Origin of the sequence: Methylobacterium sp. WSM2598 (assembly GCF_000379105.1) — a bacterium.
Classification (GTDB): domain Bacteria; phylum Pseudomonadota; class Alphaproteobacteria; order Rhizobiales; family Beijerinckiaceae; genus Methylobacterium.
Genome location: NZ_KB900609.1, coordinates 6,689,378 through 6,702,321, shown reverse-complemented (window position 1 = coordinate 6,702,321; position 12,944 = coordinate 6,689,378). Strand labels below are relative to the sequence as shown.

Genomic DNA, 12,944 nt, shown 5'->3' with positions numbered 1-12,944 from the left:
TGTTCAACCTCATCCGTCGTTTTGGCCCTGTAGGGCCCCCTGGGCCTCAGCTCGGAGCTCCTCGGTGGTGACAGCGAGTGTTTGCATGCGCAGGGTTTCAGCGGCCCTTTGAGCGAGGGCTGCTTCGTGCACGTCGAAGCGAGCAGCATGAGGCCGACCGCTGTTGTCTAGGCCGAAAACAATCAGCGCGGCATCGAGCGCAGCACGATGGGAAGTAGATTGTTCTGGAGCATGGCTCATGATCAGGTTCCTTGAGCGAAAAAAGAGCCGTGAGGCCCCCTCGTAAAAAGCTTTTCGTTTCGAGCGAATCTGAGTGATACTCACATTGTGGCGTCCTCCAATGTTGCTCAAGCCTGTTCTGGTCAATGCGAGCCGCCATTATATTATTCGAAACTTAAAAATGCAATGTCAACAGATAATTTGCGGGTCACATTTTCACATACAAACCAGTGCATTGTGCTCGGCCGCCCAGTTCGAGCTACATGACAAAATATGCATCACCATGGATCAGAGATACACGGAAAATTTTCTCAAATCCCGCTGAAGCTACCACGCTTCAGCCTGCGCTGGGTCAGGCCGACAAGAAGCCCTAAACCGCGCTCATCCACGAGGCCGAACGCGGATGCCGGGCCAGCAAGGCCCGCACCTTCGGGTGCTTGTGGGTGGCGTAGTTGTCCAGGATCACGTGAACGGCCTTGCCGGCCGGCACGGCCGCTTCGACAGCGTCGAGGAAGCGGATGAACTCCTGGTGCCGATGGCACTGCATGCAGCGGCCGATCACGGTCCTATCGAGGACCGACCGGCTCGACGCGGCCATGCTGCTGCGGGCGGCTAGCGGGGCAGGCGTGTGACCGGAGCTCGACGGGATTTGCTGCCGTCGCCAAAGATGGGTTCCGCCGCTCAGCCGGTTCGCCTCGCATGAGGCATCTTGGTCAGGAACTTTCTGTTCCGCCGGATACGAGTGGATCCGCGAGCCCAGCGCTCGCACGACAGCCCGGCTCCCCCGCCCGTCCGAAACGTCGATCACCGAACCCTTTGCGGAAACGCCTCATACGAGTCGAGCGAAGGCTGCGGTGGTGCTGCTGGAGACGCGCTAGGTTGCGGCGGCGCTCTAGCTGTTCAATTGTTCGGGCGGAGCGTCTCGCGTGTGGTACACTGAAAATTTTTCGCCACAGAGCGTCGAAGTTAGCTTGATAGTCTCAACCTTCTGTGATTAAATATAGCTCGGAGCCTTATCGGACAACCCGTGCGCTGCATAATGGTGTTGTGGAGAGTTGACCGATGGCGCCGGTTAGACGAGATCAGTCAATGCCCGTTCTTAGCTCTGCGTAAGCTAGGCGATATGCGGACAGTTATTTGAAAAAAACTAGAGATGAAGCGCGGCAAATAGGAGTCGATAAATGGATCCTATCTCACTTTCGACGATTACGTCTGCTGTTGCTGTTTTGGCAACAGAATGCTTGAAGGAAGGCGGTACCGAAATAGGAAAAGACGTTTGGAGGAAGATAAAGGCGACGATTGGTTGGGACAACGATCCTAATCCTTCAGATCTAGCGCCACAATTGGCGTCAAAAATGCAAAATGACCCAGAGCTTGCTTCAAGGATTGTAGATCTTTTAAAAAAACAGGATAACAGAACCTCGGCATCGTATCGGCTGATTGAAAAAGTGGATGCAAAAAACGTCATTGTTGTTAGCGAATATACGAGTGGAGTTATCAATATGTCGTAGACTGTTGCGTAATAGATCCTGGCTACTTGTTGGAAGCTGAGATGTCTATTCAGGACGACTCGCCTATTGTTGGGACAGTTTTCGCCCGTAATGCGGTCGTAATCAGGCACGCGAACGAACTGCACCTCTCGACAAGCGAGGAGTTTAAGGGAGAGAAAATCGCTTGGAACAATAGCGCGGATTCCCTTGATTTTGAAGCATTAAAGAGGGCGATTCTGTCGGGACACGAAAATATCAAAATCGGAGGCTGGGTCATCGAAGCTAAATCTATTGGAAACTTGCATATATCAGCGTCCTCTATCGCTGAGCCAGGCCGAGAGACAGTAGAGTCTGCGATAAGAAAGATACTAGAAGAACTCAAATGTGATAAGAACCTGAAAAGTCTTCAGTCTTATATGGCGGCAATGCGCATGAGTTGCGCTAAGCCGCCGTATTTGTCGTTACGCCATACGGATGAAGTACATAATTGTTATGTAAATTTACCGGCACAGTTGCCGGACGGACGAGTGACGTCTGACGCTTTGCGTCAAGCGGGACGCTGGTTGTGTGATAACACCATAGATAGCGTATACATAGAGGGCAATGCTGGTTCGGGGAAAACATCAACAATGCTTCGCCTCGCCACGGTTGCGATGGATGCCCCTGAATCCGCCGAGCTCCACACAAAGTATATACCTATGTTTGTGAAATTCAGACATTTAAACCGTGCGAATGGCAGTTCGATCGAAGAACGTTTATGGAATGCTGTGAAATCTTCTAACGAATTAGACATACAAGGTGAGCAGCCGTCGCCAGGTTTTATGGCCGCCTGGTCTCATCATATGGATGGGCTACCTTGGCTCATTTTACTTGATGGATTTGATGAACTCAACGACTCCGATAGATACAAGATGCGTTTGTGGATATTGGACGCGCTCCGCACTCATGGAAATATAAAAATCGTGGCATCAACTCGCCAGCTGACTATGATTGGGCAGCAGCTCACAGACAGAGGGCAGGCAAGATCCATTAGACTGATGAATGTTGATAGTAATACTCTGGAATTACTGTCTAATGCAATATTAGGCGAGAAGTCGATACAATTCAATCAACAACTTCATGCGAAATCACTGATTTCCGTCATCAATAACCCGCTTGATTTGACTATCTGTTCGTTGGTATATCAAGCACAAGGGACTATCCCAAGTTCAAGAGCTGAGATTATCAACGAATTTCTTGATATATCAATTCGAGAATCTATTTATCAGGATTTGCATCACGAGATTGACGTGGATTTTACGGTACCGGTTTTAGAGGCCGTTGGTCTTACGTTTTTTGAAAGCCGTCAGGGCACATATGAAGAGGCGCTTGATGTAGTCGCTGAAATCTTAGGCTCGGATAATAGTTCTATCATTGGGAACGTAGCTGAAATTCGCGCAAAAAAAATTTTAGAGACATTGGCACGAAGGAGTGGCATATTTAGAATCGAGAACGAATTAATTGTTTGGGCTCACGTATTGTTTGCCGACTTCTTAGCGGCTCGAGCGGTTGCGAGGCGGCTGAGTAGTGAATCACAACGAGCGGTTAAAGTTGCGACTACGTGGTTTGACCACGAAAACCGCAATCCGCTGTTCTTTCTGCTCGCACTCTGGTCTGATTGTAAGAAGTTCAAATTAAGAAAAAAGGGAAACGACGCGACCAACGTAATACGCTCTATTCTTCTCCGAGATTATGAGTTTGAGCCACAAGATGCCAATGATGTTGCTTCAAGTGCAGCAAGCGCGCGAGCAGCCATTGCCTTGTCGCCCGCTTTCCTTGAGGGCGCCAGGGCATCGAAGGATATTGAAGAATTAGTTGCACATCTAGTAACGGGTGATCAGGAACCTTTCATAGAATACAATGCGTGCGCGAGGATATTTTCTTCGGAATATGATGCTGTCCGAGCCTTTTCCGACTTGATTAGGATCCCGAGATTTAAAATATATTTCTCTGATTTTTTTGCCCACGCTGTCGTTTGGTTGAGGTCTGCTGATCGACGGTTGGCAGAGTCAGGAGCCTTTGTTCTCGGTACGGCTGGTTGTGCGCATGAGCTAATAGAAGCGGCAAGCAACAGTTCATGCATTGATGAGGAAGTCGTCTTGGCCGGCGCACGGTATTTGGATAGAAAATTGTATGCTGCTGAGCTGAAAGAAATAGAGACCAAGCTTATAGCGCGAAGATCGGCGGTTTCTGCGTAACCTGCATAAGGGGAATTACGATGGAGAGAAAAATGGGTGTCGCAAGCAATGCAAATTCCCGGTTGCCGTTGTCGATGTACTGCCCGCTCATCGCAATAGTTGGATTCGATGATGAGAAAATTCGAGCCGAGCAAATCCTTGACTCGAATGCTAGAGGGCGTGTCGCCATTTGTATCCTACCAGTGTTAGAAGATGGTCAGCACTACTACGCTCAGTGTAATTTCAAGCGGAATCGGCAGGATGTTGGGACGTTCAAGTTCGTAAACAAATTGGATTTATTATGCCAAGAGGATGTACTGCCCACCTTAGATCGCGAGCATAATGTAGATGTCTATCTTTTTTCCGACGCTATAGCGTTAAATCGATTTGCCGTTCAACCGATACATAGAAGGCTCGCTAAAAAATTCGTACTCCTGGGAAATAATGGAATTCGCCGGGATGGTGACGACTCCAACAGAAGCAAAAAGTCTTCGACCTTCGCTTCGCTCAAGTCACTCTTTAGAAGAAGCTAGAAATCTAGTGATTTTCGCGATCCTACTGGAGGAACGGCGTGTTAACGTTTTTTCCAATTGAGGAGCAGTTACATGGCAACTGCCGTCTTCCAGGCACTAGAGCATTCTCCTGTCAGCTAGAAATGGCATCGCTTGGGGTGTGCGGCGAGGGCTTCTTATCGGCTCTGACACGGCGCAGGCTGAAGCGAGCCAGCTTCAGCGGGCTCGTCAATCTTCAGGCGGCGATTATCCGCACCATCGCCGAGCACATCCTGGGTATTCCTCGACACGGTCCCTATCATGGTGCTTGTCCGTCGCCTTGAACGCTCCTGCCAACTTCTCGGACGGTCACTAACCCCGTTGATTAGGGCATCGAAGTCAGTTAGCTTAATGACGCGCAGCGTTCGCAAAAAGCGACTGTACCATGAAATCTATATGGCTACTGAGTTTTTGGGCGGCTGTTTTTTGGACGGCAGTTGCTCAGGCGCAGATCAAGATTGGCGTTGCCGGGCCCTTTACCGGCGCGAACGCGACGTTCGGCGCCCAGATCAAGAACGGCGCCGCCCAGGCGGTCGAGGACATCAACAAGGCGGGCGGCATCCTTGGCCAGCAGATCGTCTTGATCGACGGGGATGACGCTTCCGATCCCAGGCAGGGCATCTCGGTCGCCAACAAGTTCGCCGCCGAGGGCGTCAAGGCGGTAGTCGGCCACTTCAACTCCGGGGCGTCAATCCCGGCCTCGGAGGTCTACGCCGAGTCGGGCATCGTCCAGATCACCCCGGCCTCGACCAACCCGAAGTTCACCGAGCGCAAGCTCTGGAACACGTTCCGCACCTGCAGCCGCGACGACCAGCAGGGCGCGGTGGCCGGCGCCTACCTCGCCGACAAGTTCAAGGGCAAGAACATCGCCTTGGTGCACGACAAGACACCCTATGGCCGCGGCCTCGCCGACGAGACGCTCAAGGCCCTCAAGGCCAAGGGCGGCAAGGACGTGCTGTTCGAGGGCATCAACCCGGGCGAGAAGGACTACTCGGCCCTGGTCTCCAAGCTGAAGCAGGCCAAGACCGACGTGGTCTATTACGGCGGCCTGCACACCGAGGCCGGGCTGATCGTGCGCCAGATGCACGACCAGGGCCTGAACGTCCCGCTGATGAGCGGCGACGGCATCAGCGACAAGGAATTCGCCCAGATCGCCGGGCCGGGCGCCGAAGGCACCCTGATGACCTTCTCGCCGGACGCCCGCAAGAACCCGAACGCCAAGGGCGTCGTCGCGGCCTTCCGGGCCAAGAAGATCGACCCCGAGGCCTACACCCTCTACTCCTATGCCGCCGTTCAGATCCTGAAGACCGCCATGGAGGACGCGAACTCCACCGACGGCAAGGCGGTCGCCGAAGTGATGCGCTCGGGGAAGGCGTTCAAGACCGTGATCGGCGACATCGTGTACGACAAGAAGGGCGACATTACTCGCCCTGATTTTACGATATATGTATGGACGAAGCAGTACAATGGTAAAATTGGCTACGTTGAGCGGTATGTTAAAACGCGTACTGAAGTTTACCTAGACGTTCCAACTACCGAGAGACGATATGTTAAAGGCGGCTCGATCGGACTAGGGTCTGCTTCGTTCAGCCCTGGAGAGTCGGTGAGTATACCGATAAGCGCGATGGACGTCTTTAAACGAATACAAATCGACTCATTGGTTAGAGAGTCGGTTCGCGATTTTTTCAATTTTGATGCTCTGCAGGGAGGTGGTCCGTGGATTAGCAAGGACAAGTCAATTATCGCACAGATTACTAGGCTGGATAGAGAATTGGCTGAATGCAGGCTGGAAATATACGGTCTCAGCAAATTTATGGCACTTGGTAGCAGCGACTGGGTAGAGCGACATCGTTGGCAGATTAGTTTATCTTTGATTGATGATCGTAAGCTTAAGCTCTTCACGCATGACTACGAGCCGATGCTCCGCACGACAGCAGCTCTGATACCTGTCGACGATGATAAATTCGACTACATACCGCGCTCATACGACAATGCGTTAAAGGCGTTTCAAGATAAATTCCAAGAAAAAATCAGAGAGAATCTAGAGAGCGCGATTAGAATAACCACGGGGAACTATCGATGACTTGGTATATTTTCAGATATGTGTGCGGGCTGACGGTCCTGATAAGCCATATAGCGGCGATCTATATGCTCGGAACGACAAAACGTTTTCCGGAACTCGTTGATCAAATTGGTAGTATATTAATTGTAGCGCCAGTTTTCTTGTTGTACACCGCGCCGTTCATCAAATACGTTGCCAACAATGCCAATGTAGATCGTGTCACACCGGATGAACGCGTCCGAAGTCTTGCGGCTATAACGATGTATATTGTCATAGTCGTCTTCTGTGTAAGTTTAATATATGTTGTCGCACAGTTCGCCTATTTCTCTAAATTTAAGGTGAACGATTTTAAGATGTGGCTCGGAGCGGTAGAGTCAGCTTTTGGCGCATTAATAGGCATCGTTTTCGAGCGCTTATTCGGAGTCGCTCCAGCAATGACTGCTAATCAGCCGGAACAGCATGAACACAATCTTCGTAATCAGGATGTTTCAAGAACCTGATAGTTCGTGGCCTTAATGATCTATGACCACTAGAGGGTGTCTGGAAATTCTATGCTTTTGTATTTGCTATTCTTTTTGCCATGAGGCGGCTCATCGCGAGATAGATCCAGGTCTCGGTCGTGACCGAGAGCCGCTCCCAATCCTTGGCTAAGCGACGATTGCGGCCGAGCCAAGCAAAGGTGCGCTCGACAACCCAGCGTCTCGGCAGAACCGAGAAGCCCACTGGCAGCGCCGGCGGAGCCTGCCCCGGGCCCACCCAACACCAGCGACGGGGTCGCCGCACGATCATCAGCTGCCAGGCCAGATGCTCCCCAAGCCAGGACCCAAGCCCCTGGTAGCCCATATCGGCAAACAGCTGCCAGATCTCAGGAAAGCGGCCGCCCAAGTCGCGCAGAACCTGCTCGCTTCCGCGTCGATCATGGACGTCAGCCGGATGAACGCAGGCCTGCAGGACTAAGCCCTGGCTGTCCACGACGAGGTGACGCTTGCGTCCACACAGACGCTTGCCGCCGTCATACCCGCGCTCTCCACCTGCCTCGCTGGTCCGCGCGGTCTGACTGTCGATGATGGCGATCCGCGGTGCTCCCATGCGGCCCATCAGAGCGCGAGCCCTCTCGCGCAGGGCATCATTGATGGCATGCCAGGTCCCGCTGCACCGCCAGCGCCGGAACCGGTCATAGACGCTGTGCCAGGGTGGGTAGTCATGCGGGAGAAGCCGCCAGGACACGCCGCCGCGCAGCACGTCCAGCACGGCATTCAGCATGGTGCGCACAGCATGCGTGCGCGGCCGTCCGCGCCGCGTGCGCGGCTCAAGGAGCGGCGCGAGGATCTCCCATTCGGCGTCGCTGAGATCGGTGGCATAATGCTGAGTGGTCATCTCACTCAGTTGGCCATCAGGAGATTTTCCAGACTGATCCTCCCCTGATTTCGCGGACACGGGGAGTTTAGCTCGCGGTCCGTTCGGCTTGCTCGGGCGTGAGATAACCGAGTGCCGAGTGGATGCGCTGCCGATTGTAGTAGCCCTCGATGTAAGCGAACAGGTCGCGGCGCGCCTCATCCCGGGTCGCCCATCGTCGCTGATGGACGAGCTCGACCTTGAGGGTGTGGAAGAAGCTCTCCATCGGGGCATTATCGTAGCAGCAGGCCGTCCGGCTCATGGACGGCCTGGCCCCCATGCCGGCGAGCTGCCTCCGGTAGGCCTCGGCCGCGTACTGGCTGCCGCGATCCGAGTGGCAGATAAGCCCGGCGGCCGGTCGCTGCCGCTGGGCGGCCATCATCAGCGCAGCCACGCTCAGCTCGGTGCGCATATGATCGCGCATCGACCAGCCGACGATCTTGCGCGTGGCCAGATCGAGGACGGCAGCCAAGTAGAGTTAGCCCTCGCCGGTCGGCAGGTAGGTGATGTCGGCCAGCCAAACCGTGTTCGGCCGCGCGGCCGAGAAGTTCTGCCTCAGGAGGTTCCGGGCGATNGGGAGATCGTGACGGCTGTCGGTCGTGCAGGGCCGGAACCGACGCCCCGCCAGGGCACGGATGCCGTGCCGGCGCATGAGACGCTCCACCCGCCCGCGGCTGGCTGAACGGCCCTCGGCCCGCAGGGCGGCATGCACGCGTGGGGCACCATAGCGCCGGTGGTGGGCGGCATGGATGCGCCGGACATCGTCCAGGAGCTGGCGGTTGGAGGCCGAGCGGGCGCTCTCAGGCCGTGACCGCCACCCGTAAAAGCCGCTGGGGGAGACGTCGAGCACGCGGCACATGAGACGCACCGGCCAGGTCCGCGCATGCTGCTCGATGAAGGCGTAGGTCACGTGGGCATCTCCGCGAAGATGCCGATGGCTTTTTTTAGGACGTCGCGCTCCATGCGCGTGCGGTCGAGCTCACGCCGCAGACGGGCGATCTCGGCGGCCTGATCGGACGGCGAGGCGATCGGGCTTGATGGCAAGGCCCCGGTCGATCCTGCCGGCCGCGGTCGGGGCGGTGCCCCGTTCAGCGTTGCACGCCACTGCCGCAACATCGAGGGCTGGATCCCGAGCTCGGCCGCGATCTGCATCTGCGGCCGGCCGCTGCTCTCCAGCAGGGCGACCGCTTCGCGTTTGAACTCGGGCGTGAACTCCCGTCTCGTCTTCGCCATCCGGCACCTTCCCCGCTCCGCCAGAGCGTATCAGAGGTGTCCGTGAAACCGAGGGAGGATCATCTCAAGATCACGATGGTTGTAGATCGTGATGCCCAGCACCTCACACCGCACACGCCCGTTGAGGCGCTCCACCATCCCGTCCTGCGGCGCCGGCTGACGCGGGAGGGCGTCGTCCGGCTCGCCGCGACGCTGCCGGCCTGCACGGTTACGATGGAAGCGTGCTGCGGCGCGATCCCGATCCCGTCTCAAGGTGATCGGCAGAGGTGGGGATTTTTGCTTCGGCGGATCTGAGGACGATGCACCCGGCGTTGACAGGCGGCCAAGGTCACGCGGTCCGGCTCATGTCGCCGGAGTACGTGCAGCCCTACATGAAGGCGTAGAGGAACGACGAGCGGGACGCGGAAGCGATCGCGGAGGCGGCGACCCGGCCGACCATGCGGCTCGTCGAGCTCAAGAGCGAGGCGCAGCTCGACGCTCAGATCCTCCATCGCGCCCGCACCCCCCTCGTCGGCCAGCGCACGGCGCTGATCAACCAGCTGCGCGCCACGCTGCTCGAGCGCGGCTTCGTGATCGCCAAAGGGCGTCGGCAGCTGGAGGTCCGCTTGGCGGAGCTGTTGAACGACGCCGAGCCGCCGGCGCTCCTGAGCGGCCGGATCGTCCAGCTGATCGAGGACATGCGCGCGGAATGGGCCGAGCTCGACCGACGCATCGCCGCGCTCACGGCCGAGTTCGTTCAGCAGGCGCAGGCGGACAGGGCCGTGCGACGCCTGGCCGGCATCCCGGGCTTCGCCGCCTTGAACGCGACCGCTCTCGTCGCGGCGATCGGCGCGGGCGAGACGTTCTGCTGGCCCGAGACCTCGCGGCCTGGCTCGGGCTCGTGCCGCGGCAGGCGGGGACGGGCGGCAAGCCGCGTCTCCTGGGGTCACGAAGCGGGGCAACACGTAGCTGCGCACGCTGCTGATCCACGGCGCTCGGGCGGCGCTGCCGTCGCATGCGGAGAGCCCGACCGCGATGGGAAGCTGGCTCCGCGGCCTTCTCGGGCGCACGCACAAGAACAAGGTCGTCGTGGCGCTCGCCGGTGAGCTGGCCCGCATCGCCTGGGCGTTGCTGCGCTCCGGGGAGAGCTATGCGGTCAAGAAGGCCGAGCCTATGCCGGCCTAAACGGGACGGGTCGTCTGGGCAGCCCGGCCCGGCAATCGACGAAGTCTGCAGGCGGTGGACGCGAGATGGCCTGACGGTTGATCCGGCACCCTTTGATCCTGGCACAAAAAATGGCGTTCGACACCGAAGCTATTATAAGGACCAGGGTGCTCAGAACCCATCTTGGCCGGGGCACGACCCCGAGACCGGATACGTTGGCGCAGACCGGTCAGATCACCTCACAAAACCCGCTTGCAGACGGGGTGGGCCATACGTTGGCGTCTGCAGAACAGGTGAGCTCCGTGCCTAGTTTTCGATTGTTTCTGTCGCCTATGTCCAGGTCGCAATATAACGGACTTGGTTGCGATCAGCGAGTGCCAATTTTATGCGATTTCAAATCACTATCACAGATCGAGTGAAATCTTGTGTTGCTATTGCTATAGAAACGCATAAAATAAGCGTCCATTGCTATCGGACATATCGACCATAACCCAGAGTGATAAGTCGCGTTTTGTACTTGTCCGTTTGCTGTCGAACAACGGTGCATAATTTTTTCTCGTAATTAACAGCTGAAACGATGCCATATACTGCATCGATCCCACCTCGGACAGAAAAAAGTTCTTCGAGTTTAGTTTTATCGCCCGCGTCTTTTGTAAAACGTCCCAATGCAATAAATATCCTTATAAGGCGGGTCTCTGATCCGCTGTCGCCAGCCGCTTGGTGCAGCTTCTCGACGATTATTCGCTCTATGTCGCACCTCTTAGCTGGCAGCTTTGCTTCATCGATCGGCGTTCTGAGGCTTGCCTGGGCCAATATATTCTCAAGACGTGACAGAATCTCATTATCATCGGACGAAATATGCTTTTTCTGCCTGTTAACTGTATAATAATCCTTGATGTAGCCTCGCATTCTGCTTGAGCTCATGATTTCCTCCCATTGAGGTCATATTTATTGCTTAAGCAAATGCGCGCTAAATTTCCCGCTGGCAGGTGAGCCGAGGCCGCCGTCGCATGACTGTGTCGAGCCATCTCGGGCCCAGGGGCCTTACCGGTCGCGTAAGCGGTGAGACCTGTCGGTCCTGGCGGTCGCCTCGGTAGACACTGTCAACATTATGCACCGATAGGTAGACATTGTATCCTGGTCGGGCTTGCCGCGCAACTTCGTGCCAAAAAACGCTTCTTTCTCGTCCGGAGCGACGATCCCTGTACTGACCCTACCAAGTTCACTCTCGTCGAAGCGGCCTGAGAGCACCGCATACAATCAACCGCTACATCGCCGAGCACAACAACAGGTCCATGTCCTTCGTCTAGACCAAGCTGGCCAAGTTCATTGTCGATATTGTCAATGGCAGCGCTGCATCGTCCGGATAAGTGCTGCATTAGCTGGCGCCTATACCGTACTCGCCTTCGCAATCTCCTCTGATCGATGGATGTTTGTGTCGCCCTGGAAGCGAAATTGAAAGGGTATGTGTTCGGCGAGCACAGCCGCCTGTTGCATCACTTGGAATTTGTCAAGTTTACCCTCGCGCGCCGTGCCGTCCGAGAACTCAACTCGTACTCGTTCTTTCGCGTCGAACGCCCTCTCAAGGATTGCTCTAGCTTCCTGCTGCCCCTTGGTCATTACACTTACCTTTCAATCTGAGCGATACGAACCCCGAAGGAAATGCCCATCATTCCTCGAGAACCGCGACCCGGACCAGGTGCCACATTTCATGCTGATGCTCCTATGTAAAATCTTCAGGGAGGTCGCCACCGCGTGCAGGCGTGACCGAACGGCGTGCGGGCCGCCGCCTGCGGCACCGGAGGGACGACGCGCCTGCCACACGACGGGCAGCGCACCGCGAGCTGTTGATGCTGGATGACGAGCGGCGTCACTTCGCGCAGGTCGATCCGTTCGAACACGCTAACGATCTGCGCGACCACCCCGTCAGGATCGGCGAGGAGTGTGCCGCCGCGCCCCTCGTGACCCGGCTTGGCGCCGCCAGGCTTGGCCTGCTCGCGCCGCTCCTTGCGACCAGTCGAGGGCGGTTTAGAGGAGGTGCGCGAGGTGGTCTGCGGGCGCTGCAGGCACAGCATCAGCTCGGTCAACTCCTGCTTGCTCAGACGTTCCAGCTAACTGCTGTGAGCGGGCGTTGGATCCTGGTTCTTCCGCACTTTGATATTGGTGGCGAATTCGGCGCGGCTCCTGCGATGAGAGGACGACCCACGCGCTGCGTTTGAGCGACGATGCGGCCCCAAGCCAGCCGGGGGTGGGTGATGTCGCTCGACGTGAAGCGCACGTATGTCGTGCCGGACCGGACCGCGCAGGTCGCGCGGGCGAACTTTCCGAATGGCAATCCGGTCATGCGCCTCTACGACGATCTGCACAGGGTCGTGGAGGATGGCGACTTCGCCGACCTGTTCCCAGCGCGGGGACGGCCCGCAGAGGCGCCGGTCCGGCTCGCCCTCGCGACCCTGCTGCAGTTCATGGAGGGGCTGACCGATCGGCAAGCCGCCGACGCGGTCCGTACACGGATCGACTGGCGACTGTATCGCGGGTCAAGCCCTGGGAGGCGATACGACGGTTTGACCTCTTAGAAACAGGATGGCTGGCCCCGCCCGAGAGGCGCTCCAGCGTCGGGTTGTTCACCGTCGTG

The 12,944-nt window shown here is 56.6% G+C and carries 6 protein-coding genes and 6 pseudogenes; 6 read left to right on the top strand and 6 right to left on the bottom strand.

Annotated features, from left to right (window positions below; translation table 11 throughout):
* Nucleotides 1-9: 9 nt before the first annotated feature.
* Complete coding sequence (locus MET2598_RS41715) at nucleotides 10-324, bottom strand: hypothetical protein (RefSeq protein ID WP_157182300.1); 315 nt, start codon at nucleotides 322-324, stop codon at nucleotides 10-12.
* Nucleotides 325-533: 209 nt separating this feature from the next.
* A pseudogene (locus MET2598_RS40540) lies at nucleotides 534-799 on the bottom strand (IS630 family transposase); the annotation flags it as partial.
* 601 nt (nucleotides 800-1,400) lie between these two features.
* Here MET2598_RS40540 and MET2598_RS41710 point away from each other — a divergent pair.
* The 4 genes and pseudogenes from MET2598_RS41710 to MET2598_RS41705 all read left to right on the top strand — a co-directional run bounded on the left by MET2598_RS41710 (nucleotide 1,401) and on the right by MET2598_RS41705 (nucleotide 7,038).
* Entirely contained in the window at nucleotides 1,401-1,730 is a 330-nt protein-coding gene (locus MET2598_RS41710) for a hypothetical protein (RefSeq protein ID WP_157182299.1), read from the top strand.
* 41 nt (nucleotides 1,731-1,771) lie between these two features.
* On the top strand, nucleotides 1,772-3,946 hold the full coding sequence (locus tag MET2598_RS40075) for an NACHT domain-containing protein (RefSeq protein ID WP_084674037.1): 2,175 nt from the start codon (nucleotides 1,772-1,774) through the stop codon (nucleotides 3,944-3,946).
* Nucleotides 3,947-4,861: 915 nt separating this feature from the next.
* Nucleotides 4,862-5,959: pseudogene (locus tag MET2598_RS37700) on the top strand (branched chain amino acid ABC transporter substrate-binding protein); the annotation flags it as partial.
* A gap of 596 nt (nucleotides 5,960-6,555) precedes the next feature.
* Complete coding sequence (locus MET2598_RS41705; protein WP_157182298.1) at nucleotides 6,556-7,038, top strand: hypothetical protein; 483 nt, start codon at nucleotides 6,556-6,558, stop codon at nucleotides 7,036-7,038.
* A gap of 49 nt (nucleotides 7,039-7,087) precedes the next feature.
* On the opposite strand, the gene MET2598_RS0131110 is transcribed toward MET2598_RS41705, so the two are convergent.
* Together MET2598_RS0131110 and MET2598_RS37695 are read right to left on the bottom strand one after the other, a co-directional pair.
* The gene (locus MET2598_RS0131110; RefSeq protein WP_018263512.1) at nucleotides 7,088-7,915 is read right to left on the bottom strand and encodes an IS5 family transposase; all 828 of its coding nucleotides are present in this window, start codon (nucleotides 7,913-7,915) and stop codon (nucleotides 7,088-7,090) included.
* Between the two features lie 67 nt (nucleotides 7,916-7,982).
* Nucleotides 7,983-9,166 (bottom strand): annotated as a pseudogene (locus MET2598_RS37695) (IS3 family transposase).
* Between the two features lie 75 nt (nucleotides 9,167-9,241).
* Between MET2598_RS37695 and MET2598_RS40535 the strand changes: the two are divergent.
* Nucleotides 9,242-10,330: pseudogene (locus MET2598_RS40535) on the top strand (IS110 family transposase).
* A gap of 447 nt (nucleotides 10,331-10,777) precedes the next feature.
* On the opposite strand, the gene MET2598_RS41700 reads toward MET2598_RS40535, so the two are convergent.
* Both MET2598_RS41700 and MET2598_RS0131090 read right to left on the bottom strand, forming a co-directional pair.
* On the bottom strand, nucleotides 10,778-11,233 hold the full coding sequence (locus tag MET2598_RS41700; RefSeq protein WP_157182297.1) for a hypothetical protein: 456 nt from the start codon (nucleotides 11,231-11,233) through the stop codon (nucleotides 10,778-10,780).
* Between the two features lie 810 nt (nucleotides 11,234-12,043).
* A pseudogene (locus tag MET2598_RS0131090) lies at nucleotides 12,044-12,384 on the bottom strand (IS66 family transposase); the annotation flags it as partial.
* Nucleotides 12,385-12,564: 180 nt separating this feature from the next.
* Here MET2598_RS0131090 and MET2598_RS0131085 point away from each other — a divergent pair.
* Nucleotides 12,565-12,834: pseudogene (locus MET2598_RS0131085) on the top strand (transposase); the annotation flags it as partial.
* Nucleotides 12,835-12,944: the final 110 nt, after the last annotated feature.